This is a genomic window from Rhodopseudomonas sp. RCAM05734, assembly GCF_052658035.1.
Genome location: NZ_CP199742.1, coordinates 1,296,442 through 1,321,785 on the forward strand (window position 1 = coordinate 1,296,442; position 25,344 = coordinate 1,321,785).

A 25,344-nucleotide genomic window follows, 5' to 3' on the forward strand; every position below is an offset into this window, starting at 1 on the left:
CGCGGGCGTTCCGGTCGCAATCCGGTTTCCACTGCAGGCCGAAACGCGCTAGAATCGATCAAGACCAAGGCCCGAAGAGGTCGCTATCCGGCTGCTATGCCGCAGACTGAGTCAAACCGCGCCATTGGCTGGGCTCAATTTCGTGCCTACATGAAGCGGGTCCACCCTTGATGTGACTGCTGCCGTTTCCCGGACCGTATCCGGCAGGACATTTCCCCGCCGGGCCCGGCCCGGCGCCGATCAGAAAGCAATGCGACGTGGATATTTACACCATCATCTTCCTGGCGCTGGCCGTCTTCATTTTTCTGCGGCTGCGCAATGTCCTCGGCCAGCGCACCGGCACCGAACGGCCGCCGTTCGACCGCGCGGCCCGCGACGTGGTGCAGGGCGCGCCGGATAGCAATGTGGTGCCCATGCCCGGCGCCATCGTGGACCAGCCGTCCGCGGCGCCGACCGCCGACGTGACCCCGACCGCCGATCGCTGGAAGGGCGTTGCCGAACCGGGCACGCCGCTGGCCGCCGGGCTTGATTCGATCCTCGCCCAGGACGCCTCCTTCGATCCGCGCCATTTCATCTCGGGGGCCAAGGGCGCCTATGAGATGATCGTGCTGGCCTTCGCCAATGGCGACCGCCGCGCGCTCAAGGACCTGCTGTCGTCCGAAGTGTTCGAAAGCTTCGACGCCGTCATCAAGGACCGCGAGAAGAACGAGCAGAAGACCGAGACCCGCTTCGTCTCGATCGACAAGGCCGAGCTGGTCAATGCCGAGGTGCGCGACCGCAACGCCCAGCTGACGGTGCGCTTTGTCTCGCAGATGATTTCGGTCACCCGCGACAAATCCGGCGCGATCGTCGATGGAAATGCCGAAAAGGTCAGCGATATCACCGATGTCTGGACATTCGCCCGCGACATCGCCTCGCGCGATCCGAACTGGAAGCTGGTTGGCACCGGCAGCGTCAACTAGGGCGCGCCGCACTACGGCGTCCGTCGCGGTTTGTGCGGCGATCGCCGCCGTGGTGTCGCTTGTGCAGCCGGTCCCCGCTGTCGCGTCGCGGCTCCACCTGCACACGCAATGGCCGTTCGAGATCATGGGCAGCCAGTACGCGCCGGTGGCCTGGGCCGACATCGACGGCTGGGCCGACGATGACCATCTGCAGGCCTTCCAGGCCTTCCGCACCAGCCGCAAGCCGATTTCGGCGCAGCGCATCCCGCCGGTGGACTCCAAGGCGCTGGGCGGCTCGCTGCGCGATCCCTGCCATGTGGCGAAAGCCGCCGACATCTCCGACACCGCCAAGGCGAAGGCCTTCTTCGAAAACAACTTCCTGCCGCTGCGCATCTCGCGGCTCGGCGAGGCCGACGGGTTCGTCACCGGCTATTACGAGCCGGTGATCGAAGGCTCGCGCACCCGGACCGGCGTCTACAACGTGCCGGTCTATCGCAAGCCGTCCAACCTGTTCGTGCGCGGCGTTCCGCAGAGCGCCACCAGCATGCCCAACAAGGGTGAGGTGTTCCGCAAGATCGGCCGCCGCAAGCTGGTTCCCTATTACGATCGCGCCCAGATCGAGGACGGCAAGATCGCCGGCCGCGGCCTCGAAATCTGCTGGCTGAAAAGCCAGACCGATCTGCTGTTTACCCAGATCCAGGGCTCCGCCCGGGTCAAGCTGGAGGACGGCGGCACTGTGCGCATCAACTACGAGGCGCATAATGGCTTTCCCTATACGCCGGTGGGCCGCGTACTGATCGACCGCGGCATCGTGCCGAAAGAGCAGATGTCGATGCAACGTATCCGACAATACATGGAGGAGAATCCCGACGCCGCCAACGAGCTGCGCCGGCAGAACCGCTCCTACGTTTTCTTCCGCGAGGTGCAGTTGTCCGACAAGGACGAGGCGGTAGGTGCGCAGGGCGTGCCGCTGACCCCCGGCCGCTCGATCGCCGTCGACAAGTCGCTGCACGTCTACGGCACGCCGTTCTTCATCGAGGGCGACCTGCCGATCGACTCCGAACAGTCGAAGACCCCGTTCCGTCGGCTGATGGTGGCGCAGGACACCGGCTCGGCCATCGTCGGCCCTGCCCGTGCCGATCTGTATTTCGGCGCCGGCGTCGAGGCCGGCCGCGTCGCCGGTCGCATGCGGCATCCGGCGCGTTTTGTCATGCTGGTGCCGAAGAGCATCGATCCCGTCGCGCGCGGCAGGACCATGCCGCTGCCCGAGGACCGTCCGTCGGCGAAAATTGCAAAGTTGTTTCCGCAGGTCGAGCCCAAGGTCGAGCCGCCGAAGGAGCCCGCCAAACCTGTCGATGCCAAACCCGTCGATATGACAAAGCCTGCCGACGTAAAGCCGGCGGACGCAAAGGCGCCCGACGGCAAGATTGCCGATACCAAGCCGGCCGAAAAGCCGATTGAGAAAGCAGCGGATGCGCCGGCCGCGCCTGTCGTGAAGGACGCGTCTGTGCCGGCCGATGCCGCCAAGACGGCTGTGCCATTGCCGGTGCCGTCGCCGCTGGCACAGGCGACGCCGCAACCCGCGGCAACGGCGGTGCCGCTGCCCGAGGCGCGGCCGCAGATCGCGCGTGAGCAGCCGAAGCCGAAACGCCGCGTTCATCGCCGCGGCCATTCCCATCACCGCCATCGCTTCTTCTGGCAATGAAGAAGCGTCAGCGTCCGCCGCAGATCCTCGATGCCCCCGTGTCGCGCCGCAAGCGCGTGCTGAACGAGGAAGAGCTCGAGCTGTGGCACAGCATCGCCAAACAGACGCGCCCGCTGCGCAAGAAAGTTCGCGTGGCAAAGCCACACGCGGCCGAGCCTGAACCGGTTGCGAAGAAAGCGGCGACCTCGGCGAAGCCGGAACATCCCGCGCATCCGGCGCATCTGGTCAAGATCGTGCGGCCGGACGTGCGCCCGTCACCGCCGCCTCTGGCGCCGCTTGGTCGCCGCGAGCGCTCGCAACTGTCGCGCGGCCGCAAGGATATCGACGCCCGTCTCGACCTGCACGGCATGACCCAGATCCGCGCCCATCGTGCGCTGCTGTCGTTCCTGCAGCGCGCCAACTATGAGGGCCATACCTTCGTACTGGTCATCACCGGCAAGGGTCGCACCGTCGGGCCGGAGTCCGAGCGCGGCGTGCTGCGCCGACAAGTGCCGGAATGGCTCGGCCTGCCGGAATTCCGCACGCTCGTCGTCGGCTTCGAGGAAGCCCATATCGGCCACGGCGGCGAAGGCGCGCTGTATGTGCGGGTGAGACGGGCGAGGTAGTTCGCCGCCGCCAACAGACACTCCGTTGTCATCGCCCGCGAAGGCGGGCGATCCAGTAAGCGGCAGCGTTCCGGCTCCATCACCGACGTCTGAGTTTACTGGGTCGTCCGGTCCCGGCGCGCAGTTGCGCGCCGGGACCGGACGATGACAGGTGAGTGTGTCGCAGCCTACAGAATAAACCGGCTCAGATCCGCATTCTTGGCGAGGTCGCCGACATACTTCTGCACGTAGGCGGCGTCGACATGAATGGTCTCGCCGTTGCGGTCCGGGGCGGCGAAGGAGATATCGTCGAGCACCCGCTCCATCACCGTCTGCAACCGTCGTGCGCCGATGTTCTCCACGCTGGAATTCACGGCCACCGCGACATCGGCCAGCGCGTCGATGGCGTCATCGCCGAATTCCAGCGTCACGCCCTCGGTCGCCAACAGCGCCACATACTGCTTGATCAGCGACGCTTCCGGCTCGGTGAGGATGCGACGCATGTCGTCGCGGGTCAGGGCGTTGAGTTCGACGCGAATCGGCAGGCGGCCTTGCAGCTCCGGTAGCAGGTCCGAAGGCTTGGCGATGTGGAACGCGCCCGAGGCGATGAACAGGATGTGGTCGGTCTTCACCGCGCCGTGCTTGGTGGAGACGGTGGTGCCTTCGATCAGCGGCAGCAGATCGCGCTGCACGCCCTCGCGCGACACGTCGCCGCCGCTGCGGCCGTCGCGCACGCAGATCTTGTCGATCTCATCGAGAAACACGATGCCTGAGTTCTCCACCACGGAGATCGCTTCCTGCGTCAGCTGATCGGAATCCAGTAGCTTGTCGGATTCCTCGTTGACCAGTAGTTCATGCGACGCCTCGACCGTCAGACGCCGCGTCTTGGTGCGCTGTCCCATCTTGCCGAAGATGTCGCCGATATTGATGGCGCTCATCTGCGCGCCGGGCATGCCCGGGATTTCGAACATCGACGGGCCGCCGGAGGCCTGGGTCTCGATCTCGATCTCCTTGTCGTTCATCTCGCCGGCGCGCAGCTTCTTGCGAAACGATTCGCGCGTGCTCGGACCCGAGCCCGGCCCGACCAGCGCGTCGAGCACACGTTCTTCTGCGGCCTGTTGGGCGCGCGCCTGCACGTCCTTGCGCTTGCGTTCGCGAACCTGGGCAATGCCGACCTCGAGGAGGTCACGGATGATCTGCTCGACGTCGCGGCCGACATAGCCGACCTCGGTGAACTTGGTGGCCTCGACCTTGATGAACGGCGCGCCGGCGAGTTTTGCCAGCCGCCGCGCGATCTCGGTCTTGCCGACTCCCGTAGGTCCGATCATCAAAATGTTCTTCGGCAGCACCTCGTCGCGCAGGTGGCCGGTGAGCTGCAGCCGCCGCCAGCGGTTGCGCAGGGCGATGGAGACGGCGCGCTTGGCGTCGTGCTGGCCGACGATATAGCGGTCGAGTTCGCTGACGATTTCACGGGGAGAAAAGTCGGTCATGGCTGTTCAACACTACAGGTTTGTCGCCGGCACAAGCCGGTCAGATGATGGGCGGCCCGGCCTGCCATTGACGGATGGCGTCGGTGGGATGGATCAGCATGATGATGTTGAGGGTCAGGTTGTCGCGGATATGCAGGCCGACCGCGACTTCGAACACCAGTGCGATGGCGACGGTCGCCGCCACCGGCAGTCTGCGCGCCAGCAGGAAGCCGCCGACCATGGCCAATGTATCGGCCAGCGAATTGACGATGCTGTCGCCGTAGTAGTCGAGCGACATGGTGGCGGTGCGGTAGCGGTCGATGATGAAGCTGGAATTCTCCAGCAACTCCCAGCCGCCCTCGATCAGCATCGCCACCAGCAGCCGGCAGATCCACGGCATCCGCCGCAGCACCAGCCAGGTGGCGGCATAGAACAGGAAGCCGTGGATGATGTGCGAGAACGTGTACCAGTCGGTGAGGTGCTGGGAATTTTCCGAACTCATCACCACGCCATGCCACAGCTTGACGTAGCCGCAGGCGCAGATCGGCAGCCGGCCCATGGCGTAGAGAATGACCGCCTGCAGCACCAGCAGGCCGGCAGCCATCGCCATGCCTTGCGCCAGAGTCGGGCGCGGCAACGTGGGCAAGCTCGCCGGCCGGACCTCCGCGGTCATGCGGACAGCGTCTCCAGCGTCACGTTGCGGTTGGTGTAGACGCAGATGTCCGCGGCGATATCCAGCGCGCGGCGCACGATGGTCTCGGCGTCCTTGTCGGAATCCACCAGCGCGCGCGCCGCGGCCAGCGCGTAATTGCCGCCGGATCCGATGGCCATGACGCCGGCTTCCGGCTCCAGCACGTCGCCGGTGCCGGTCAGCACCAGCGAGACATCCTTGTCGGCGACGATCATCATGGCCTCGAGCCGGCGCAAATAGCGGTCGGTGCGCCAGTCCTTGGCCAGTTCGACGGCCGCGCGGGTCAATTGGCCCGGATACTGCTCCAGCTTGGCCTCCAGCCGCTCGAACAGGGTGAAGGCGTCCGCGGTGGCGCCGGCAAAGCCGCCGATCACGTCGCCCTTGCCCAGCTTGCGGACCTTTTTGGCGTTGGATTTGATGACGGTCTGGCCGATCGAAACCTGGCCGTCGCCGCCGATGACGACCTTGCCGTCCTTGCGGACGGTCAGGATGGTGGTGCCGTGCCAGACCTGGGGCGAACCCTCGCTGGCCGAATATGATGCGCTCATGGAATTCCTCGTGGGGCCTCTGATCTAGGCACTGGCCTCTCACGTTGCAAATGCGGCGAAAGCGCCGGATTCCGGTCACCATAGGCGCAAGATCGGGCCGAAACCGTCCTGCCGCGGTAGCGAAGCTGTCATGACCCTGTTAAAAGGGCGCGTTTTCAGCACCCGGAAAGCCATTTTCATGCGTCAGGCGACGATCAAGCGCAAAACCAAGGAAACCGACATCGAGGTCTCCGTGAACCTCGATGGCACCGGTGTGTCCCAGGTTGCCACGGACATCGGCTTTTTCGATCATATGCTGGACCTGCTCGCCCGCCATTCCCGCATCGACATCGCCGTGAAGGCGGTCGGCGACCTCCATGTCGACTTCCACCACACCACGGAGGATGTCGGCATCGCGCTCGGCCAGGCCGTCAAGCAGGCGCTCGGCGACATGGCCGGGATCACCCGCTATGCCTCGATCCACATGCCCATGGACGAGACGTTGACCCGGGTGGTGATCGACATCTCCGGTCGTCCGGTGCTGGTGTTCAAGGCGGCCTTCCCGACCCACAAAATCGGCGAATTCGACACCGAGCTGGTGCGCGAGTGGTTCAACGCCTTTGCCGGCAATGCGGGCGTGACTTTGCATGTCGAGACCCTATATGGCGAGAACAGCCATCATATCGCCGAATCCTGCTTCAAGGGTCTGGCGCGGGCGCTGCGCACGGCGGTTGCGATCGATCCGCGCAATGGCGGTGAAGTGCCATCCACCAAGGGTCAGCTCGGCGGCTGATTTGCTTGTCTTTTCCTTGCATCGGCGGAGTTGATGCCATGCCGGTCTATACAGTTCATGCGCCTGCGGCCTCGCGGCCGGAGGTCGCTTCGACCGACCGTTTCGTGTTCGTGCGCGACGGCTTCTACGTCTGGGCGTTTCTCGCAGCCTTGGTCTGGATGGTCTGGCATCGGCTGTGGTGGGCGCTGCTGGGCTATATCGCGATCTCCATCGTCGGCGAGGTCGCGCTGTCGGCGCTGCACGCCGGCTTCGGCGCGCGTCTGGCGGTCATGCTGCTGTTTGCTCTCCTGATGGGCCTCGAAGGCGGCAGCCTCAGGCGCTGGACCCTGTCGCGCGGCAAGTGGCGGCAGATCGACGTGGTGGTCGCCGATGACGAGCAGTCCGCCGAGCGCCGCTTCTTCGATCGCTGGACCGCACGGCGCAACATCGTCAACGACCAGACGGCCGTCGAGCGCGGTGGGCCGCCGCCGACCCGCCATGTGGCGGGCGAGCCGTTTTCGCGCCCGCCCTCGGGCGCCCACGAGGCCATCATCGGCCTGTTTCCACAACCGGGAGCGTCGCGTTGAGCGTTGCCATCATCGATTACGGCTCCGGCAATCTGCACTCGGCGGCGAAAGCCTTCGAGCGCGCGGCGCGCAGCATGGACGTGCCTGAAAAGGTCGTCGTCACCCGCGATCCCGAAGTGGTGTTTCGCGCCGACCGCATCGTGCTGCCCGGCGTCGGCGCTTTCGCCGACTGCCGCAAGGGACTGGATGCGCTGGACGGCATGGTGGACGCCATGACCGAGGCCGTCAGGCAGAAGGCGCGGCCGTTCTTCGGCATCTGCGTCGGCATGCAGCTGATGGCCACCCGCGGCAAGGAGCACGTCACCACCGAAGGTCTCAACTGGATCGCTGGCGACGTGGAAAAGATCACGCCGCGCGAAGAGAACTTCAAGATCCCGCACATGGGCTGGAATACGCTGGACATGGTGCGCGAGCACCCCGTGCTGGAGCGGCTGCCGCTCGGCCCCAAGGGCCGCCACGCCTATTTTGTGCACTCCTATCACCTCAATGCCGCCAACGAAGCGGACATCCTGGCGCGCGCCGACTACGGCGGCCCGGTCACCGCCATCGTCGGCCGCGACACCATGATCGGCACCCAGTTCCATCCGGAAAAGAGCCAGCGCTTCGGGCTGGCGCTGATCTCGAATTTTCTGAAATGGAAGCCGTGATTTTGATTTCGACATCGGCGGTCACACCCCTCCCCCCGCGAGCCCTTGCGAGCGGTGGGGAGGGTCGACGCCGCAGGCGTCGGGGTGGGGGGCGCTTTCTTGGCCGAGCAGCCCCCCACCCCCGACCCCTCCCCGCCAAGTGGGGGGAGGGGAGCTACAGCGCTCCTGGTTTCCGGATATTTGCATCATGATTCTCTTCCCCGCCATCGATCTCAAGAACGGCCAGTGCGTTCGCCTCGAACAGGGCGACATGGCGCGTGCCACCGTGTTCAATCTCGATCCCGCCGCCCAGGCGCGTGACTTCGAGAGCCAGGGCTTTGAATATCTGCACGTGGTCGATCTCGACGGCGCCTTCGCCGGCAAGCCGGTCAATGCCGGGGCCGTGGAGGCGATGCTGAAGACGGTCAAGATGCCGGTGCAGCTCGGCGGCGGCATCCGCGATCTCGCCACCGTCGAGGCCTGGCTGGCCAAGGGCATCACCCGCGTCATCATCGGCACCGCCGCGGTGCGCGATCCCGCTTTGGTCAAGGAAGCCGCGCAAAAGTTTCCCGGCCGGGTCGCCGTCGGCCTCGATGCGCGCGACGGCAAGGTCGCGGTCGAAGGATGGGCCGAAACCTCGACGGTGACCGCGCTGGAAATCGCGCAGCGTTTTGAGGATGCCGGCGTCGCCGCCATCATCTTTACCGATATCGCGCGCGACGGCTTGTTGAAGGGCCTCAATCTCGACGCGACCATCGAACTCGCCAACGCCATCTCGATTCCGGTGATCGCCTCCGGCGGCTTCGCCTCCATCGCCGATGTCGAGGCGCTGCTGCAGCCGCGCGCGCGCAAGCTCGAAGGCGCGATTTCCGGCCGCGCGCTGTATGACGGCCGCGTCGATCCGGCGGCGGCGCTGGCGCTGATCAAATCCGCACGCGCAGCGGCATAGGGGTCCTCATGTTCAAGATGCGCGTCATTCCCTGCCTCGATGTGAAAGACGGCCGCGTCGTCAAGGGCATTAACTTCGTCGACCTGCGCGATGCCGGCGATCCCGTCGAAGCCGCGGTGGCCTATGACGCCGCCGGCGCCGACGAGCTGTGCTTTCTCGATATCAATGCGACGCACGAAAACCGCGGCACCATGATGGACGTGGTGCGGCGCACCGCCGAGGCCTGCTTCATGCCGCTCACCGTCGGCGGCGGCGTGCGCACCACCGACGATATCAAGGCGCTGCTGCGCGCCGGCGCCGACAAGGTGTCGATCAATTCGGCGGCGGTGGCCGATCGTCAGTTCGTCAAGCAGGCGGCGGAGAAATTCGGCGACCAGTGCATCGTGGTGGCCATCGACGCCAAGCGCGTGACACGCGCCGGCGGCGGCTCGCGCTGGGAGATATTCACCCATGGCGGCCGCAAGGGCACCGGCATCGACGCCATCGAATTCGCCCAGGAAGTGGTGTCGCTGGGGGCCGGCGAGATCCTGCTGACCTCCATGGACCGCGACGGCACCCGCCAGGGTTTCGACATCCCACTGACCCATGCGGTGGCCGACAGTATCAACGTGCCGGTGATCGCTTCCGGCGGCGTCGGCAATCTCGATCACCTTGTCGAAGGTATCCGGAGCGGCCACGCCACCGCGGTGCTGGCAGCGTCGATTTTCCACTTCGGGGAATTTACCATTCGTGAGGCCAAGGACCATATGGTCCGGGCGGGTCTGCCGATGCGGCTCGACCCGTAATCCAAAGTCTGGCAGGAAATCCAGCCAGTTCGCGGCCCCATCGGGGGCCTGACAGAAAGCGCCGCAATGGCCCGCTTCACGATCCACGACCTGGCTGCCATCATCGACGCCCGCGCGGCGGCGGGCGGCGAGTCGTCCTACACCCGCAAGCTGCTCGACAAGGGCGCCGAGCACTGCGCCAAGAAGTTTGGCGAGGAAGCGGTCGAAACCGTCATCGCCGCGGTCGAGAACGACCACACCAATCTGATCAATGAAAGTGCGGATCTGCTGTTCCATCTTCTGGTGCTGCTGAAATCGCGCAACGTGACCCTCGAAGAGGTCGAGACGACGCTCGGACAACGCACCAGCATGTCCGGGCTTGAGGAAAAGGCCTCGCGCAAGCGCGATTGAACAAGGCGGCGGCGCAATGGATATGCGGTCAGAGCAGCAATACAATCCCTACCGGACCTTCACCCGCGCGCAGTGGGCGGCATTGCGCGACGATACGCCGATGACGCTGCAGGCCGGCGAGGTCGCGGCGCTGCGTTCGATGTATGACCGCCTCGATCTCAAGGAGGTCGAGGAGATCTACCTGCCGCTGTCGCGGTTGCTGTCGATCTACGTCACCGCCACGCAGCGGCTGTATTACGCGCAGCGAAAATTCCTGGGCATCGAAGACCGCAAGATGCCCTACATCATCGGCGTCGCCGGCTCCGTGGCCGTCGGCAAGTCGACCACCGCGCGCGTGCTGCAGGCGCTGCTGGCGCGCTGGGGCGCCAAGCCCAAGGTCGATCTCGTCACTACCGACGGCTTCCTGTTTCCAAATGCGGTGCTCGAGCGCCAGGGGCTGATGCAGAAGAAGGGCTTTCCGGAAAGCTACGACCTGCCGACGCTGCTGGCCTTTCTCAGCGACATCAAGGCCGGCCGCTCACCGGTGCGCGCGCCGCTGTATTCGCATCTCACCTATGACGTGCTGCCCAACAAATGGCAGGAGATCGACCAGCCCGACATCCTGATCGTCGAGGGCGTCAACGTGCTGCAGACCGGCCGGCTGCCGCGCGACGGCAAGGCGGTGCCTGTCGTCTCCGACTTCTTCGATTTCTCGGTCTATATCGATGCCGAAGAGCCGGTGCTGCGTGACTGGTATGTGCGCCGCTTCTTGGCCCTGCGCGACACCGCATTCCACGACCCGCGATCCTACTTCCATCGCTACGCGCCGCTGTCGGACGAGGAAGCCACCGCCACCGCGCTGGCGATCTGGGAACGCACCAACCTCGCCAACCTCGAGGACAATATCCTGCCGACCAGGCCGCGGGCGACGCTGATCCTGAAAAAGGGCGCGGATCATGTGGTGGAGACGGTCGCGCTAAGAAGGCTGTAGTCGCACAACGGACGCGCCATACACTCGGTTGTCATCGCCCGCGAAAGCGGGTGATCCAGTAAACGCCGGCATCGCGGCTCTATCATCAACAACAGCGTTTACTGGGTCGCCCAGTCCTGGCGCGCAAATGCGCGCGGCCGGGCGATGACAGCGGAGTGTGTCTCCGCTGTGCGCTTACGCCGCCCGCGCGTCGCCGCCGAAGTGCTCGATATACTTCGCGCCGATGGCGGCCACAGGCATCACGATCAGTACGTCCGTCGTGCCGAACTGGTGGTCGATCACCGCGCCATCGCCGATCATGGCGCCGAGCCGCAGGTAGCCCTTGATCAGCGGCGGCAGCATGCGCAGCGCGGCCTTGCTGTCGATCGCCTCTTTCGCCATCCGGTTCATCTCGACATAGCGGCCGGGATGCGCTCGGGCGCGCCACGCCTCGGGCGCGCGGGCGTGGTGATGCAGAAATGACAGCGGCAGCGCCAGGCGGTCCGGGTCGGTGCCCTCGAAACTGGCGCAGCCGATCATGACGTCGAAGCGGTTCTGTTTCACATAGGCCCAGATGCCCTGCCACAGCAGTTCAACGGTGCGCTTGTTGCGATAGGGCGGCAGCACGCAGGAGCGGCCGAGTTCGAGAAAGCGCAAAGCGGCATGGCGCTCGATCATGCCCGACAGGTCGAATTCGTTGTCGGTGTAGAAACCGCCGTTGCGCATGGCCGTCTCGTGGCGCAGCAGGCGATAGGTGCCGACCACCGGCTGGCGGCCGGACAGAGTCGGCTTGGCGGCGTGGTCGATCACCATCAAATGGTCGCAGATCTTGTCGAAGGCGTCCTTGTCGCGCTGCGCCAGCATGGTGGCGGCGTCGGCGATGGCGCTGCCGTCCTTGTAGAACACCTTGTAACGCAATTTCTGGGCACGCTTGATGTCGCGCTTGTCGCGGGCGAGCCGCACTTCCAGCGGGCCCATCCGGCCGAGCGTCGCCGGCGGCAGTCCGACGCCGTCGGGCAACGCGGCGTTGGGCAGCGTGATCTGCGGCGGCTTGAAGAAGGTAATGGTCTTCTGCGCGGCGAGGCCGACATTCTGCGGCCGCAGCATCTGCAGAAACCCCAGCTTCGATCCCGTCAGCTGTTCACCGCGCATGAGACTCCCCTCAGCCGCGGGCTGATTCGAATCCGTGCGGCTTTCAGGACAGACAGATCACGCGCAACCGACAACGGGATGACGAGCTTGTTGCGACTGTGTGACAAGGCCAATGGCTGGGCCACCCGCGAAAGCGGGTGGCCCAGTAAACGAGAGCGGTGCGCCACTATCACTGGCGCGGAATACCGGATCGCCCGGTCCTGGCGCGCAATTGCGCGCCTGGCCGGGCGATGACATTCTGAGATGGTTCAGGCGGCGATATGCCGCGACCGCGCGAGGTCTGCCAGCGCTTCCGACAGCTTGTCGCGGTCGAGCGGTTTGACGAGGAAGCCGTCCATGCCGGCGTCGAAGCAGGCATAGCGATCTTCCACCAGCGTGTTGGCGGTCAGCGCCAGGATCGGCGTGCGGCGGCTGCGGCTGCCGGCCTCGCGGGCGCGGATCCGCCGGGCGGTCTCGATGCCGTCGAGGCGCGGCATCTGCAGATCCATCAGCACCAGGTCGTAGGGCGTGCCGGCGGAGGCCGAGGCCTGCCAGGACTCCAGCGCCTCCTCGCCGGAGGTGGTGATGACAACCTGATGGCCGAGGCGTGTGAGCAGCGCACGCATCAGCAGCGCGTTGATCTCGTTGTCTTCGGCCACCAGGATCGACAGGCCGCGAATGGCGCGGGCCGGCGGCGCGTCGGGCTGCGGCTCGAACAGGTCGTCGATGGTCATCGCCGGTGCGATGGTTTCCGCGGGCGCCCCGAGCCGGGCGGCCAGTGACACCGTGCGCAGCGGCTTCACCAGATAGCCGGTGAAAGCGGTGGTCGGCACCGGCTGCAGCTCGTGGCGCATAGCCGGGGTGAACATCACGATGCGCTGGTCCGCATGCGGCACCGCCATTTCGGCGAACGCCTCCACATCGGCGGCGCCGAAGCCGCGGTCGATCAGCACCGCCTGCCACGGCCGTTCCGGCAGCAGCGCCCGCGCCACCGCGATATCGGACACCGTGCAGGTCTGGGCGCCCCAGCGCTCCAGCCGTCGCGCGGTCAGCGCCGTCTCGATGCTCTGCGGCGACACCAGCATGATCGACTGGCCCGCGAGGTCCGGTGCGTCGAACGTTTGGCGATCGCCGCCGTCGGCGTCAGCCGCGGCCAGCGGGATCGACACTTCGAAGGTCGAGCCGACGCCGGGCTGGCTCTGCAGGGTGATGCGCCCGCCCATGCGCTTGACGATGCGCTCGCTGATGCTGAGCCCGAGGCCGGTGCCGCCGTAGTTGCGCGCGGTGCCCTCGTCGGCCTGCTCGAACTCCTGGAAGATGCGTTGTTGCGCGTCCGGCGCGATGCCGATGCCGGTGTCGCGCACCCTGAAGCTGATGTCGCCAGGCGAGACGCCCGGCTCGACGATGATCGCGACGCCGCCGGCCGTGGTGAACTTGATGGCGTTGCCGGCGAGGTTGAGCAGCACCTGACGCAATCGCGCGGCATCGCCGACCACGTCGCGCGGCAGTCGCTCGTCGACATAGGCCGCGATCTCCAGTCTGCTGGCATGGGCGCGGGGCGCCAGCAGTTCGGTGATGTCCTCGATCATGGTCGCCAGCGCAAAGGGGCGATGTTCGAGGTCGATCTTGCCGGCCTCGATGCGCGAATAGTCGAGCAGTTCCTCGATCAGCGAGAGCAGCGCGTCGCCGGAGGTCTTCACGGCGCGGGCATAGCTCGCCTGCTCTGGCGAAAGCTGGGTGTCGAGCAACAACCCGCTCATGCCGATGATGCCGTTCAGCGGCGTGCGGATCTCATGCGAGGCCATCGCCAGGAAACGCGACTTGGCGCGGTTGGCGGCATTGGCCTGGTCGCGCGCTTCGCCGAGCGCCCGCTCGGTTTCGCTGCGGTCGGTGACGTCGCGGCCGACGCATTGCAGTTCGGCCGGCTGGCCGGCCTCGCTGTGCACCAGCCCTTCGCGCCAGGCGATCCAGCGCGGGCCCAGCGCGCTGGCGATGCGCTGGTCGTGGATGCGGGTGCCGTTGGGTTCGGTGGTTGTGTCGCCCTGCTCCACCACGTCGAACGTAAAATCGCTGCCGATCAGCGACGCGCGCGATCGCTTTGCCAGCGCGCAATAGGCGTCGTTGACGAAGGTGATCTGGCCGTTGCCGTCGCGCATCACGATCAGGTCGCCCTGCGCCTCGAACAGGCTGCGCGCACGCTGCTCGGCCTCCTGCAGTTCCCAGTTGCGATCGACCAGCGCCTCGTTGTGCTGCGCCAGCTTGCGCATCCGCCGCGCCACGAAGCGCAGCCGCATGCTCAGCATGGCGAGACCGCCGCAGGCCAGCGCGAACAGGAAGCTGGCGCCGATGGCGAAGGCGTGCGGATCGTAGCCGGAGCCGGGCGACCTGCTGCCGGAAATGAAGCCATAGGCGCCGCCGAACGCCGCCGAGAAGATCATGAAGGAGCGGATCGCGAAGCTCAGGGTGGGATGGCGCCGGACGAAGCAGCGCAGACGCGTCTTGATCCGGAAGAACCTGGGTCTCACTGCTCACCCGCCAATGTTGTCGGCCGCGCGCCGGGGCGCTCGGGCGCCCGCAGGACTCGGGATCGCTGCGTAATAATGCGGGGATGACGTTGCAAAGTGCTTGATGGTGCAGGTTTCGAGCGCGATCGCTGGCAGCAGGGTTAGCGCCGGGTTAACGGCGCTCAGAGCGCCGCCGCGGCCAGGCGCGCCGCGCCGCCGTGGCCTGGCCCGTCATGGGCGCCGACGATCAGCGCCGCGGCGTCGCGCGGCGTGAAGGAATTCGACGTCACGAAGATCCGGTAGTCCGCATCGCCGTCCTGCGACAGGTAGATCACCGCAGCGTCGGCGGCGGGTGCGGCACTGATGCCGATCAGGCGCGTGGCGGCATTGCTCCTGCAGGCATCGCCATCGCTGCTGTCCTGGACGTCGTCGACCACCGCGAAATCGGCAGCTTCGGCGCTGTCGACGATCTGCACCCGCACGGTGGCGCGGCGGGGATCGTCGGTGAAGCTGACCTGGCTCTGCGCCTGCCACGGGCCTGCGGCGATGCGCACCGTCGTCTCGCCGATCGCGATGCACGGCTGGGTGGCCGGCGCGAAGCCGCCGCGCGCGAACACGGCGGCGAGGACGAGCGGAAACGTCGAGGCAAGGATCTTGAAACGCAACATGCTACGCTACTCGCTGGCCCGGGACGTGCCCCTATGGTTTGTAGAGCGTAAACAGAAGTCGTTACTTTCGGGTTGACGACGCGATGGTGTTGCGGTCGCTGGCACCGGTCATGGTCGGTTTCTTCCCGTGAAGCCATGCGGCCGGTGCGCGTGCCCGTCAGGCTGCGCGGCGGGCGTCGTCGGCCAGCGCCCGGTAGGACAGGGCTTCGGCGAGGTGCAGCCGTCCGATCCTGTCGGCGCCGTCACAAGTCCGGTGGTTCTCGCAATAACCATGACACCGCCATTGCAACCTTCAGCGGTTGAGCGGAGCCTATGATGAAGACAGATGAAATGGTTCGCGCGGATCTGGTTAAGCGACACGGGCCCGCATACACCGATGATGTCGTCCAGTTCTTGTCGTTCAATGGTCCGACTACACCGGAAGAATTGGCTCGGCTGCGTGAAGCCATCTGCAAAGAAAGTGACGTCGGTCTATTCGCTGGAACGAAACGCTCTATACGGGGGCCTGGCACAAGCTACGACGTATTCTTCTGCAGAGGTCCATATGGATCCATGGGCATCGACCAGAAGGAAGTTCCGGACCTTCTACGGGTGCTTGATCAGATCGAGGCGTTTGGCACATACCGGGCCGCCAACTAGATCGGGTTGTTCTCAGCATGGGGAGGGGGCGCAGTGCGCCCCCTCCCCTAATTCTGTTGCGATTGCCGGCGACCGATCCCTTGCCGCCGAGACTCTAATTGCCACTGGATGAAAGTTTAGGGGCAGGTCAAGCGAGGCAAAGATTCCACCACGCGACCACGCGTAGAAATAGCCCTGCACCGTCGAGTAGGGTGGGAAGTCCTTGGGCAACTGCCGCCATTGGCAACCGGTGGACGCAATGTAGAGGATCGCATCTATCACCGTTCGCATGTCTGTTGCACGTGGACGCCCGAGCGCTGAAGCAGGCGGCAGAAGCGGCTCCATCACAAACCACTCTGCATCCGTCGTTTCGCTTTCATACCGCAAGCCTTCGCGTCTATAATGTCGACGAGTGATTTCAGTCCAGCCCATCGTGTTCTCCCTCGAATCTTCGCAAATCCGAAGGAATCACAACTGGCTGAAATCACCCAGCTTCTTTTTCAGTCCGGCTCTAATCCTCATGAGTTGATCGTTGATCCCTGCTCCTTTGGACGTGCTGTTGGGAGGCTCGAGAGATGGCAATGAGAAATCTATTCGCGGCGGGACTGTCGCTTTTGGTTCTGGAGGCGGTGGGCGCGGCTAACGCCGCGGACATCCCCGTGAAGGCGCCGATCGCCAGGGCGATGCTGGCATGGAGTTGGACGGGATTTTACGTTGGCGGCCACCTGGGTGCCGGTGTCGGCTCAACGACGGTTTCCAATCCCTATGGCCCGTCGGCATTTGGCGACGTGGTGACAACGCCGGCGGCGCTTCTTGGTCTCCAGGCCGGGTATAATTGGCAGATTTCACCCCAGACCGTTGTCGGTCTGGAGGCTGATACCAGCTTTCTCGACTCCAGCGGAAGCAATACCTGTCTGCAGATTTCGCCGCTTGTCGTGAATCAGGTTGGATCGAACTGCAACGCGAGGCCGCGGTGGACCGGAACGTTAACCGGTCGCCTGGGTCTGATCACCGGCGCCCAGGGGCGGACGTTAGTCTACGGCAAGGGCGGGCTCGCCTGGATGCATGGCGATGTCTCAATGGATCCAAATAATCAGTTCTATAATTCCGCTGCCCAGGCGTTAGCCGTCCCGACTAGCCTGTCGAACACACGGTGGGGATGGACGATCGGCGCCGGTGTCGAGCATGCGATGACGCCGGCATGGTCGCTCAAAGCCGAATATGACTACAGCCGATTCGGCAATTCCAGCATGACGACCCCGGCGACCTCTTTCATCGCAGGCTCTCTTTTTCCGGTTCTTCCCGCGACCTCGTCGGTTGCACAGGATGTTCATGTCGTGAAACTCGGCGTGAACTATCACATGGGTCAATCGGAAAGCTTTGGAGCCCTCCCCGTAGTGCCTCGCAAGGCTGCTCCCGTCGTGGCGTCCGGCTGGGCCGTCGATACCGGGGCGCGGTATTGGTACAGCTCCGGCAAATTCCAATGGGATAATTTCGCCTCGCCGAATGTCGCGCAGTCGCGTTTGACGTATGATAGTCTGACGGCGTCATCAGGCGAGATTTTCGCACGCATCGATACGCCGGTGAATCTGTTCGTGAAGGGCTTTATCGGTGGCGGCCGCATCAACAGTGGCAAGATGAACGATGAGGATTGGGGTATGGATGCCCCCGCAAATGCCTCGGTCAACACTGCCTATACCAATACCCTGTCAAACCCGGTCAACGGGCCGATCTCCTACGGCACGATCGATGTCGGTTACGATTTCCTCAAAGGTGTGGATTACAAGGTTGGCGCGTTCCTCGGATACAATCGCGTCCACGAGGTCATGAATGCGTGGGGCTGTACGCAACTGGCACTGCCGGCGTCCGGCATCTGCGCGCCGTCCTTTCCATCCACCGTCCTGACGATCACGGAAACCGCCACCTGGCAGTCGTTGCGGGTCGGTTTGTCCGGGGAATCCGTGCTTTGGAATCGCATAAAGATCGGCGGCGACGTCGCCTATCTGCCCTATGCTCGCTTCGACGGACTGGACAATCATTGGCTGCGCGATGTCCCGACCTGGTTTGCGCAATGGGGAACGGGAAGGGGCGTGCAGGCTGAACTTGTCGCCTCTTACCTCGTAACCGACAACTTCACGGTTGGTGTTGGTGGACGTTATTGGGCGATGTGGACGACCAATGGCGAGTTCAACTGCACGGGCTGCGACAAGGCAGCCCCGACGGTGACGAGCGAGGCGTCCCCGTTCAAGGGCAATGCTGAACGCTACGGCATGTTTGTGCAGGCATCCTATAAGTTTGGTGCCGAACATTGACAGGCTATCGGTGGGAAACCGGACATGGCGCTGAAAGCCCGATTTGATCGAAAATAACCCAAACCGCTACCTGATAGGTCCGAGCAAGCCTGGCGTTGGCAAGATCGGGCTTGAGTATCTCGTTGATTGGCCTGTGTGCCGCGCGTGGTCGCACCCCACCACCGAAAGTTGAATCAGACTTGACCTGGAACAAAGCGTTGCCAGTGCGAATCACTTAGCCGCCTTGAGAACTAAGTCGCGACTGTGTCCGACGGACCAGTCTCAGGGAGGAATTGGGATGAGCCACGACCTTTCGCGGATGCTGTCGATTTCGCTGCCGTTGAATCGAGGGCGAACCGCGCTTGGCGGCACCGCGGCGGCGGCGATCGTCTCCGTAGTGATACTGGGAGCCACAATCCTTCCGGCCAAGGCGCAATTCACCGCGATATACGGCTTCGGCGACAGTTATGCCGATACCGGTGCTGCGCCGGGCGGTGCGTTCCAGCTTGGACACCTGAACTGTGTCTACTCCCCCAATTGCACGTTCACCGGCAGCACCACCTTCGTTCAGTCGCTGCAGTCGATCTATGGCCTGCCGGGAATGACCAATTATGCGATCGGCGGCGCGCGAACTGACAATACCAACACGCTCGCCCCTCTCAACCCCGGGTTCGGCTTCAGCTACGAACTCGTCCAGTCGGCCGGCCTGCACTACGCCAGCAGCGACCTGATCGCGCTGTCGATCGGCGGCAACGATCTGTCGGCCATCACCCTCACTGGCGTGGCCGCGGCCGATCGGCAGCTGATCGTCTTGGGCGCGACCACTTCGGCGGGGTTGGCGGCCGCCGGCGTGCAACAGATGGCGGCGCAGGGCACCCGCAACATCGCCTGGCTCAGCACCGGCAGTTCGAAATGGTTTCCCGCCCCGCCCGGCTCCACCTTTCTCACCGACCCGTTGCGCGACGCCTGGGCGAACACCTATTACCAGCAGACCCAGCAATTGCTGGCGCCGCTGGCGCAATCCGGTGTGCGCATCTTTCTGTTCAATTTCGGCATCCTGCAGGAGCGCGTCGCCAACAATCCGGGGATGTACGGCTTCACGAGCGCCACCGCTTGCGAAGCGGGGCCGGCACAGCCGGGAGTACCCCCGCCTGCCGGCGTCACCGTGAATTTCGCAGGCTGCTTCTATCAAAACTCGGTCCATCCCACCGGCGCCGCGATGGCGCTGATCGCGACCTACATGGCGAACCAGATCGACGCGCCGACCACCGTAGTGCCGCAGGGCGCCATCACCGCCAGCCTTGCCGCTGGCTTCGCCGGTTCGGTGTTTGGCCGGCTCGACGCCTCGCGCACCTCCCAGCCGTTCGGAATCGGCAACGCGATGGCGATGGCCTATGCCGGCCCGACCAAGGCTCCATCTCCGCTCAAGCCGGAAGACAGATGGTCGGTTTACAGCGACTTCAGCTACGCCAGCGGCAGCCTCGACAGGCAGTTCTTCAATGCTGGCTATGATTATCACGCCCCCGGCGGCACCTTCGGAATCGAGTACCGCTATGATTCCAGATGGCGGCTGGGATTTGCGCTGGGCTACTCCGAACCCGATGTCACTCTCGGCGTTCAGAACGCGCATGATCACGTGAAATCCTATCAGTTTGCCGGCTACGGCTCGTTTACCGATGCCAACTGGTTCGTCGACGCGCTCGCCGCCTATGGCCGCCACGACTTTGCGCTGGATCGCCAGGGCGTGATCGACGTGATCCACGGCAGCACCAGCGCCGACACCTTCACGACGGCTGCCAGGGCCGGCTACCTGGTCAACGCGGGAGCGGTACGCGTCGGGCCGATCGCCGGATTCAGTTATACCCACGGGGTCATCGGCGGCTACACCGAGAGCGGGGACGTCCTGCTGACCATGATGGTCGACAGGCAAACGATCAACGCCTTGACCGCCAACGCCGGGCTTCAATTGCGATTGCCATTCGTCACGGGAATGGTGCTGTACAGCCCCTTCATCAACCTCACTGCCGAGCAGGATTTCGCAGGCTCTGGCCGCAACGTGACCACCACGCTGGTAACCGCACCGCTGCTCCCGATCCTGACGCCGGTCTCCGCGCAGGACCGCACCTACGGCAGGGTCGCCGCCGGCATCGGCGCTGGAATTGCCGGGAATATCAACGCAACACTCACTATCACGTCGACCTTCGCACGCGCCGGCGGCAACGACTTTGCGGTCAGCAGTGGGATCCGGGCTGCGTTCTAGCAGTCTGCTGAAAAACCAGCTCGCCAAGCGGTTTTCTTGATGATTCACTTTGTCATCTCGAATCGGTGGAGACGAGCATGCGCGGCAATTTTGTGGATCAGGGCGGGTTGTTTTCGTACATTTCACCAGACAAGCGGGTGCCGACGAACCACCCTCTGAGGAAGATCCGCGAGCTTGTCCGGGATGTGCTGGGTGAGTTGAGCCGTAGCCTGGCGAAGCTTTACGCCAGCGAGGGACGTCCTTCGATTCCTCCCGAACAATTACTGAGCGCGCTGTTGCTGCAGGTGTTCTACGGCATCCGCTCGGAACGCCAGCTGATGGAGCAGCTGAACTATAATCTTTTATATCGCTGGTTCGTAGGGCTTTCACCGGACGATCCGGTCTGGGACCCGACCACCTTCACCAAGAACCGCGACAGGCTGCAGAACGGCGAGGTGTTTGCGAAGTTCATGGCCAGGCTCCTGAACCATTCCCAGGTCAGGCCGCTATTGTCGAACGAGCATTTTTCGGTGGACGGGACGCTGATCGAAGCCTGGGCTTCGCAGAAGAGCTTTCGTCCCAAGGACGGCAGTGGCGACGATGACAACGGCGCCAATTTCCATGGCCAGAAGCGCAAGAACGACACCCATGCCAGCACCAGCGATCCCGACAGCAGGCTCTACCGCAAGGCGGCCGGGCGCGAGGCCAGGCTTTGCTATATGGGCCACGCGACCATGGAGAACCGGCATGGCCTGGCAGTCGCCGGCATGGTTACGCACGCCAATGGCACGGCCGAGCGCCGCGCTTCGGAGACGATGTTGAAGGCTCGGCGCAAGACGGCCCGCCGCCGCATCACGGCCGGTGAGGACAAGGCCTACGACACCGCCGATCATGTGGCCAAGCTTCGCGCCATCGACGTGACGCCGCATGTGACGCAAAACAACGCCGTCACCAAAGCCGGCAAGACCCGCACCAGCGCCATCGACGATCGCACCACACGACATCCCGGCTATGGCATGTCGCAATCACGCCGAGCGATGATCGAGTGCATCTTCGGCTGGGGCAAACAACACGGCACCATGCGCAAGACCAAGCATCGCGGCATCGGTCGCGTCGCCGCCGACTTTCTCCTTAACCTGATCGCCTACAATCTGATCCGCATCCCCAAACTGCTCGCAGCATAGGCCACCGGCTTCGGGGACAACCCCGGCACCCCGCCGATAAGCGCGCTCCCTCACCGCTCCCCACTTCGATAACGACCGCAGAGAGACAAGAAAACTCTCAAATCTAGGGTTTTTCAGCAGACTGCTAGAGCGTGATTTTGTCACTTTGAAGCGTATCCTGAGTTGACGAGGTAGTTGGCGCATTCTTGAGGGCTGAAGGCGTTGAGGAGCGTTCCGATTCTTCGCCATGTGGCTTCGACGGTTCGTTCTGCGGCCTTGCGCAGGAGGGTTTTAAGCTTGGCAAACATCTGCTCGATCGGATTGAGGTCGGGGCTGTAAGGCGGCAGGAAGAACAGCTTTGCGCCGGCCGCGCGGATTGCGCGACGGACGGCCTTTCCCTTGTGGCTGCCGAGGTTGTCGATGACGACGATGTCGCCCGGCTTCAAGGTCGGAACCAGCATTTGCTCAACATAGGCAAGGAAACTGTCGCCATTGATCGGCCCGTCGATCACGCAGGGAGCGTCGATGCGGTCGGCGCGCAGCGCTGCGAGGAAGGTCAGCGTCTGCCAATGACCGTGCGGCACCTTCGCCACCAGCCGTTCGCCCCGCCGCGCCCGGCCATGAGTACGTGTCATGTTGGTCTTGGCCCAGGTCTCATCGATGAAGACGAGCCGTCCTGGATCGAACTTGTGTTGCAGGCGCTTCCATCGTGCCCGCCGCCTGGCCACGTCGGGCCGATCCTGTTCGCTGGCGTGAAGGCTTTTTTTGAAGCTGATGCCTTCATGCTCGAAGAAGTGCCACATCGCGTAGTAGCTGATCTTGATGCCGCGCGCCGCAAGCTCCGCTACCAGCGCCCGCAACGTCACATCAGGCTGATCGGCGAGGCGCTTCAGCAGCCAGTCCCGCTGGCCGGCCAATGCATAGGGCCGGTTGCCACCCATCGGGCGGGCTGCAGGGCTAGCCGGGGTGTTGTTTGCGCCGCAAAGTGCACGAAGGCAGAAAGCCATATTAATAGTACACACCATCAGGAAATTCGGCGGGCCGGGCACGACCTGCACCTGGACATCGACGGCGCGCGCCTCGATTCCCTCGTTCGCAACCGAAGGTAGCGCGAGGCGCGTCGTTCCGCAAGAACATTAAGTGAACATTACCTGCGAAGATTTACCGCGGAACTCGCCAGGATGAGAAAGTAATAACTCCGATCTTTACCAAATATTATCGATAATATTCCTTAATATCTATGGTTAACCAACTATTAAGGCATTCGTTTACTTCGCTGCATTATAATTTACCTTGATCCTTACTTCGGATTGGGGAGAATCACATGCCGATGTCGAGAGGGTTGCTGTGCGCGATGCTTGTCGTTTTGCAGGCGGGGGCGGCGCTGTCGCAGACGCTTTCAGGCGATCCGGGCAGTCCCGCTCTGCTCACCCGGCAGGGCGGTTTCGTCTGCCAGGTGCCGCCGCGGTCGACCGAGCCTTTCGATCCGCCGACCACGTCGGCGCTGCCGGGCGCCGAGAGCTTCGTGGTTCGTCAGCACTTCCGGCTCGACACCGCGCCCGCTGCCGACGTGGCGCTGTCCTGGCTCGGCGCCACGTTCATGCAACGCTACGGCGGCAAGATCGAGAACGGCGTCGCCGTCGCCCCGTTGCAGATCTTCACGCTGGGGGTGGCGGCGCGCGATCGCGAGATCATGGCCGCGCTTGCAGGTCGTCACGAGACGGAACTCGGCGCGATCTGGTGCAGTCTCCGGATGCAGGCGCATGGCGAAGGCGGCGCGCTGCTGACCACGGCGGTCCCGAATGTCTTCTATGCGCGCGATCCGCCGGTGCGCTGGCCGCGATCGACGTGGTTTGGGGCGGCGCCGGATGGGAGATCGGCGCGAGCAGCATCGAGGGCGAGCGTCGTTGGCCCGCCGGCGTGCGCGTGTTGTCACGCGAATAGTTCCACATGGAACCCGGTGCGACGCACTGCGACAGTGCCGCGGGTTACCCTCACCTATAGAAAATCTTAAACGCTGACGTGCGAGCTTTGCCGAATTCATCCATGACCAAATCGAGCGGCAGTATGTCCGATCCCTTCCCCGTGCAGTCGGTCTTGTCTGACCAGGCGGAATTGATCGAATTGTTGAAGGCGCGCGTCGCGGCGCAGGCGGAACTGATCCGCGCGCAGGCTGCCTCGCTCGCGCACAGCCAGAAGATCTTCAATCGCTCGTCGGCGGCGGCGCGCATTGGTGTGTGGGAGTGCAACCTCGCCGATGAATCGCTGGCTTGGACAGATGTCGTCTACGACCTGTTCGACCAGGAGCGCGGCACGCCGCTGGACCGCGCGGTCACGCTCAAATGTTATCCGGAGGAATCGCTGCGGGCGCTCACCGCGGCGCGCAGCAAGGCGATCGCCGACCGCACCGGCTTCACGCTGGAGACCGAGATCGTCACCCCGAAGGGCAACCGGCGCTGGATCCGCATCACCGCCACGGTGGAATGCGTCGACGACGTCGCGGTGCGCATTTTCGGCATGAAGCAGGACATCACCGAAGAAAAGATTCTGGCCGACCGCAATCGCTACCTTGCCGAGTTCGACGTCATGACCGGGCTGGCCAACCGCAGCCAGTTTCAATCGCGCCTGTCGGAACTGAGCGCCGCCGAGAGGCCGTTCGGCGCGCTGCTGCTGATCGACCTCGACGAGTTCAAGTCGGTCAATGACAGCTATGGTCATGCCGCCGGCGACGAATGCCTGCGCGAGGCGGCGCTGCGCATCGGCAATGCCTGTCCCGGTGCCGAACTGGTGGCGCGGATCGGCGGCGACGAGTTCGCGGTGATGCTGGCTCCGCATCTGCAGTTCGCGGAGATTTCGGAAACCGCGCGCGCCATCGTCGAGGCGATGCGCCGCCCCGTCGTCTTCAACGGCCGCGAGCTGCAGCTCGGCGCATCGGTGGGCATCGCGCTGGTCGATGGCTGCGCGCCGTCGCAACTGTTCATGATGGCGGACGCCGCGCTGTATGCGGCGAAGGCCGCCGGCCGCAGCACGTTCCGGATTCACAAGCCCGGTCCGGGCCGCCGCCCAAGCGGCTCGTCGGCCGCAGCCTGACGCCGTGCGTCATCGCTGCGATCGCGGTATTTGCTACCACGCGATCGTAAACACGCAGGCCCTGGCGCCCATGGCCTGGCAGTCGGTCTCCACCACGCGGGCGCCCGCGTGGACCAGTCGCCCGTAGAGCCGCTCGAACGTCGCCGCATAGAAATCGCAGTACGGGCTCGTTGCGTCTTGTCCGCGGCAGATCGGGCAGTTGGCGATGGTGAAGGTGGTCGGGCGGCCATGGCGTGCGGCGAAGCTGCCGGTGCCGGCGAAGGTCCAGGCGTTGCCGGCGATGGCCCTGGCGAGCAGCCGGCTCGCGGCCGGCGCCGGCAGGGCGCGCAGCAACCTCTGCGCTAGCTGCGGAATCCGGTGCGCGAGCAGATAGTCGGCGGTGCGCTGGCCGGCAATCCAGCCGACCGTGCGGGCGCGCGCGCCTCCGAGATCGCCGCGCAGCGCCAAATGCAGCCGCGTCACATGCCGTTCGTCCACCATGTCCGCGGGAGCGGCGGCGAGATAGTCCGTCAGCCCCGCCGTCTCGAACACGCGACGGACGGCGCCGGCGCCGTCGATCGCGCCCAGCGCCTCGGCGACGCGGGTGATCGCATTGGGGCCGATGCGGCCGAAGGATGCGTCATGCGTAGCGTGAACAGCGTCGGACATTCACACCGTCCCTCATC

The 25,344-nt window shown here is 64.5% G+C and carries 23 protein-coding genes and 2 pseudogenes; 16 read left to right on the forward strand and 9 right to left on the reverse strand.

Annotated elements, in window-relative coordinates; translation table 11 throughout:
* Positions 1-257: 257 nt before the first annotated feature.
* From ACUXVA_RS06310 to ACUXVA_RS06320, 3 genes are all read left to right on the forward strand, one after another.
* Positions 258-962 carry a Tim44/TimA family putative adaptor protein gene (locus tag ACUXVA_RS06310; RefSeq protein ID WP_445491318.1) on the forward strand — a complete coding sequence of 235 codons (705 nt, stop codon included), beginning with the start codon at positions 258-260 and terminating at the stop codon, positions 960-962.
* Positions 963-1,086: 124 nt separating this feature from the next.
* Entirely contained in the window at positions 1,087-2,646 is a 1,560-nt protein-coding gene (locus ACUXVA_RS06315) for an MltA domain-containing protein (RefSeq protein ID WP_445493252.1), read from the forward strand.
* Positions 2,643-3,251: a Smr/MutS family protein gene (locus tag ACUXVA_RS06320; protein WP_265081058.1), complete on the forward strand. Its 609-nt coding sequence runs from the start codon at positions 2,643-2,645 to the stop codon at positions 3,249-3,251. Before ACUXVA_RS06315 ends, ACUXVA_RS06320 begins: the two co-directional genes overlap by 4 nt.
* Positions 3,252-3,418: 167 nt before the next feature.
* On the opposite strand, the gene hslU is transcribed toward ACUXVA_RS06320, so the two are convergent.
* The 3 genes from hslU to hslV are packed head-to-tail and all read right to left on the reverse strand — an operon-like array spanning position 3,419 to position 5,938.
* Complete coding sequence (gene hslU, locus ACUXVA_RS06325) at positions 3,419-4,720, reverse strand: ATP-dependent protease ATPase subunit HslU (RefSeq protein WP_445491320.1); 1,302 nt, start codon at positions 4,718-4,720, stop codon at positions 3,419-3,421.
* Positions 4,721-4,760: 40 nt separating this feature from the next.
* Complete coding sequence (locus ACUXVA_RS06330; protein WP_265083907.1) at positions 4,761-5,309, reverse strand: DUF2585 domain-containing protein; 549 nt, start codon at positions 5,307-5,309, stop codon at positions 4,761-4,763.
* Between the two features lie 59 nt (positions 5,310-5,368).
* On the reverse strand, positions 5,369-5,938 hold the full coding sequence (gene hslV / locus ACUXVA_RS06335) for an ATP-dependent protease subunit HslV (protein ID WP_265081057.1): 570 nt from the start codon (positions 5,936-5,938) through the stop codon (positions 5,369-5,371).
* 178 nt (positions 5,939-6,116) lie between these two features.
* On the opposite strand from hslV, the gene hisB reads away from it, so the two are divergent.
* From hisB to coaA, 7 genes are all read left to right on the forward strand, one after another.
* Entirely contained in the window at positions 6,117-6,710 is a 594-nt protein-coding gene (hisB, locus tag ACUXVA_RS06340) for an imidazoleglycerol-phosphate dehydratase HisB (RefSeq protein ID WP_265081056.1), read from the forward strand.
* Between the two features lie 38 nt (positions 6,711-6,748).
* A complete protein-coding gene (locus tag ACUXVA_RS06345) occupies positions 6,749-7,276 on the forward strand; it encodes a DUF2628 domain-containing protein (protein ID WP_265081055.1) in 528 nt (175 codons plus the stop codon).
* Positions 7,273-7,923, forward strand: coding sequence for an imidazole glycerol phosphate synthase subunit HisH (gene hisH / locus ACUXVA_RS06350; RefSeq protein WP_265081054.1), 651 nt, complete (start codon positions 7,273-7,275; stop codon positions 7,921-7,923). Before ACUXVA_RS06345 ends, hisH begins: the two co-directional genes overlap by 4 nt.
* 187 nt (positions 7,924-8,110) lie before the next feature.
* Entirely contained in the window at positions 8,111-8,851 is a 741-nt protein-coding gene (hisA, locus tag ACUXVA_RS06355; RefSeq protein WP_445491324.1) for a 1-(5-phosphoribosyl)-5-[(5-phosphoribosylamino)methylideneamino]imidazole-4-carboxamide isomerase, read from the forward strand.
* Between the two features lie 8 nt (positions 8,852-8,859).
* Complete coding sequence (gene hisF / locus ACUXVA_RS06360; protein ID WP_265081053.1) at positions 8,860-9,636, forward strand: imidazole glycerol phosphate synthase subunit HisF; 777 nt, start codon at positions 8,860-8,862, stop codon at positions 9,634-9,636.
* A 66-nt stretch (positions 9,637-9,702) separates the two neighbouring features.
* Positions 9,703-10,026, forward strand: coding sequence for a phosphoribosyl-ATP diphosphatase (locus ACUXVA_RS06365; RefSeq protein ID WP_265081052.1), 324 nt, complete (start codon positions 9,703-9,705; stop codon positions 10,024-10,026).
* A 16-nt stretch (positions 10,027-10,042) separates the two neighbouring features.
* Complete coding sequence (gene coaA / locus ACUXVA_RS06370; protein WP_265081051.1) at positions 10,043-10,996, forward strand: type I pantothenate kinase; 954 nt, start codon at positions 10,043-10,045, stop codon at positions 10,994-10,996.
* Positions 10,997-11,170: 174 nt separating this feature from the next.
* Here coaA and ACUXVA_RS06375 read toward each other — a convergent pair whose 3' ends face one another.
* From ACUXVA_RS06375 to ACUXVA_RS06385, 3 genes are all read right to left on the reverse strand, one after another.
* The gene (locus ACUXVA_RS06375; RefSeq protein ID WP_265081050.1) at positions 11,171-12,127 is read right to left on the reverse strand and encodes a GNAT family N-acetyltransferase; all 957 of its coding nucleotides are present in this window, start codon (positions 12,125-12,127) and stop codon (positions 11,171-11,173) included.
* 248 nt (positions 12,128-12,375) lie between these two features.
* Positions 12,376-14,631, reverse strand: coding sequence for an ATP-binding protein (locus tag ACUXVA_RS06380; RefSeq protein ID WP_265081049.1), 2,256 nt, complete (start codon positions 14,629-14,631; stop codon positions 12,376-12,378).
* A gap of 161 nt (positions 14,632-14,792) precedes the next feature.
* Positions 14,793-15,278, reverse strand: a complete 486-nt coding sequence (locus ACUXVA_RS06385; protein ID WP_265081048.1) for a hypothetical protein — start codon at positions 15,276-15,278, stop codon at positions 14,793-14,795.
* Positions 15,279-15,593: 315 nt separating this feature from the next.
* Between ACUXVA_RS06385 and ACUXVA_RS06390 the strand changes: the two genes are divergently transcribed.
* A complete protein-coding gene (locus ACUXVA_RS06390) occupies positions 15,594-15,917 on the forward strand; it encodes a hypothetical protein (protein ID WP_445491329.1) in 324 nt (107 codons plus the stop codon).
* A gap of 156 nt (positions 15,918-16,073) precedes the next feature.
* On the opposite strand, the pseudogene ACUXVA_RS06395 reads toward ACUXVA_RS06390, so the two are convergent.
* Positions 16,074-16,328: pseudogene (locus ACUXVA_RS06395) on the reverse strand (transposase); the annotation flags it as partial.
* A gap of 149 nt (positions 16,329-16,477) precedes the next feature.
* On the opposite strand from ACUXVA_RS06395, the gene ACUXVA_RS06400 reads away from it, so the two are divergent.
* The 3 genes from ACUXVA_RS06400 (at position 16,478) to ACUXVA_RS06410 (ending at position 21,610) form a co-directional block, all read left to right on the forward strand.
* Entirely contained in the window at positions 16,478-18,208 is a 1,731-nt protein-coding gene (locus tag ACUXVA_RS06400) for an outer membrane beta-barrel protein (protein ID WP_265081047.1), read from the forward strand.
* 277 nt (positions 18,209-18,485) lie between these two features.
* A complete protein-coding gene (locus ACUXVA_RS06405) occupies positions 18,486-20,447 on the forward strand; it encodes an autotransporter domain-containing protein (protein WP_445491331.1) in 1,962 nt (653 codons plus the stop codon).
* Between the two features lie 77 nt (positions 20,448-20,524).
* The gene (locus ACUXVA_RS06410; protein WP_265079700.1) at positions 20,525-21,610 is read left to right on the forward strand and encodes an IS5 family transposase; all 1,086 of its coding nucleotides are present in this window, start codon (positions 20,525-20,527) and stop codon (positions 21,608-21,610) included.
* 140 nt (positions 21,611-21,750) lie between these two features.
* Here the strand turns inward: ACUXVA_RS06410 and ACUXVA_RS06415 are convergent.
* A pseudogene (locus ACUXVA_RS06415) lies at positions 21,751-22,530 on the reverse strand (IS630 family transposase); the annotation flags it as partial.
* 401 nt (positions 22,531-22,931) lie between these two features.
* Here ACUXVA_RS06415 and ACUXVA_RS06420 point away from each other — a divergent pair.
* Both ACUXVA_RS06420 and ACUXVA_RS06425 read left to right on the forward strand, forming a co-directional pair.
* Positions 22,932-23,603 (forward strand): hypothetical protein, encoded by a 672-nt coding sequence (locus ACUXVA_RS06420; RefSeq protein WP_265081044.1) that lies wholly within the window; start codon positions 22,932-22,934, stop codon positions 23,601-23,603.
* 32 nt (positions 23,604-23,635) lie between these two features.
* Positions 23,636-24,679 carry a diguanylate cyclase domain-containing protein gene (locus ACUXVA_RS06425; RefSeq protein ID WP_265081043.1) on the forward strand — a complete coding sequence of 348 codons (1,044 nt, stop codon included), beginning with the start codon at positions 23,636-23,638 and terminating at the stop codon, positions 24,677-24,679.
* Positions 24,680-24,712: 33 nt separating this feature from the next.
* On the opposite strand, the gene bchJ is transcribed toward ACUXVA_RS06425, so the two are convergent.
* Positions 24,713-25,327, reverse strand: a complete 615-nt coding sequence (gene bchJ / locus ACUXVA_RS06430) for a bacteriochlorophyll 4-vinyl reductase (protein WP_265081042.1) — start codon at positions 25,325-25,327, stop codon at positions 24,713-24,715.
* Positions 25,328-25,344 lie beyond the last annotated feature (17 nt).

Excerpts from the sequence above, each read along its gene's own strand:
- ACUXVA_RS06315 (WP_445493252.1), top strand. The coding sequence starts at position 1,087 with ATGGGCAGCCAGTACGCGCCGGTGGCCTGGGCCGACATCGACGGCTGG.
- ACUXVA_RS06320 (WP_265081058.1), top strand. The coding sequence starts at position 2,643 with ATGAAGAAGCGTCAGCGTCCGCCGCAGATCCTCGATGCCCCCGTGTCG.
- hslU (WP_445491320.1), bottom strand. The coding sequence starts at position 4,720 with ATGACCGACTTTTCTCCCCGTGAAATCGTCAGCGAACTCGACCGCTAT.
- ACUXVA_RS06330 (WP_265083907.1), bottom strand. The coding sequence starts at position 5,309 with ATGGCGATGGCTGCCGGCCTGCTGGTGCTGCAGGCGGTCATTCTCTAC.
- hslV (WP_265081057.1), bottom strand. The coding sequence starts at position 5,938 with ATGAGCGCATCATATTCGGCCAGCGAGGGTTCGCCCCAGGTCTGGCAC.
- hisB (WP_265081056.1), top strand. The coding sequence starts at position 6,117 with ATGCGTCAGGCGACGATCAAGCGCAAAACCAAGGAAACCGACATCGAG.
- ACUXVA_RS06345 (WP_265081055.1), top strand. The coding sequence starts at position 6,749 with ATGCCGGTCTATACAGTTCATGCGCCTGCGGCCTCGCGGCCGGAGGTC.
- hisA (WP_445491324.1), top strand. The coding sequence starts at position 8,111 with ATGATTCTCTTCCCCGCCATCGATCTCAAGAACGGCCAGTGCGTTCGC.
- hisF (WP_265081053.1), top strand. The coding sequence starts at position 8,860 with ATGTTCAAGATGCGCGTCATTCCCTGCCTCGATGTGAAAGACGGCCGC.
- ACUXVA_RS06365 (WP_265081052.1), top strand. The coding sequence starts at position 9,703 with ATGGCCCGCTTCACGATCCACGACCTGGCTGCCATCATCGACGCCCGC.
- coaA (WP_265081051.1), top strand. The coding sequence starts at position 10,043 with ATGGATATGCGGTCAGAGCAGCAATACAATCCCTACCGGACCTTCACC.
- ACUXVA_RS06375 (WP_265081050.1), bottom strand. The coding sequence starts at position 12,127 with ATGCGCGGTGAACAGCTGACGGGATCGAAGCTGGGGTTTCTGCAGATG.
- ACUXVA_RS06385 (WP_265081048.1), bottom strand. The coding sequence starts at position 15,278 with ATGTTGCGTTTCAAGATCCTTGCCTCGACGTTTCCGCTCGTCCTCGCC.
- ACUXVA_RS06390 (WP_445491329.1), top strand. The coding sequence starts at position 15,594 with ATGAAGACAGATGAAATGGTTCGCGCGGATCTGGTTAAGCGACACGGG.
- ACUXVA_RS06400 (WP_265081047.1), top strand. The coding sequence starts at position 16,478 with ATGAGAAATCTATTCGCGGCGGGACTGTCGCTTTTGGTTCTGGAGGCG.
- ACUXVA_RS06405 (WP_445491331.1), top strand. The coding sequence starts at position 18,486 with ATGAGCCACGACCTTTCGCGGATGCTGTCGATTTCGCTGCCGTTGAAT.
- ACUXVA_RS06410 (WP_265079700.1), top strand. The coding sequence starts at position 20,525 with ATGCGCGGCAATTTTGTGGATCAGGGCGGGTTGTTTTCGTACATTTCA.
- ACUXVA_RS06425 (WP_265081043.1), top strand. The coding sequence starts at position 23,636 with ATGACCAAATCGAGCGGCAGTATGTCCGATCCCTTCCCCGTGCAGTCG.
- bchJ (WP_265081042.1), bottom strand. The coding sequence starts at position 25,327 with ATGTCCGACGCTGTTCACGCTACGCATGACGCATCCTTCGGCCGCATC.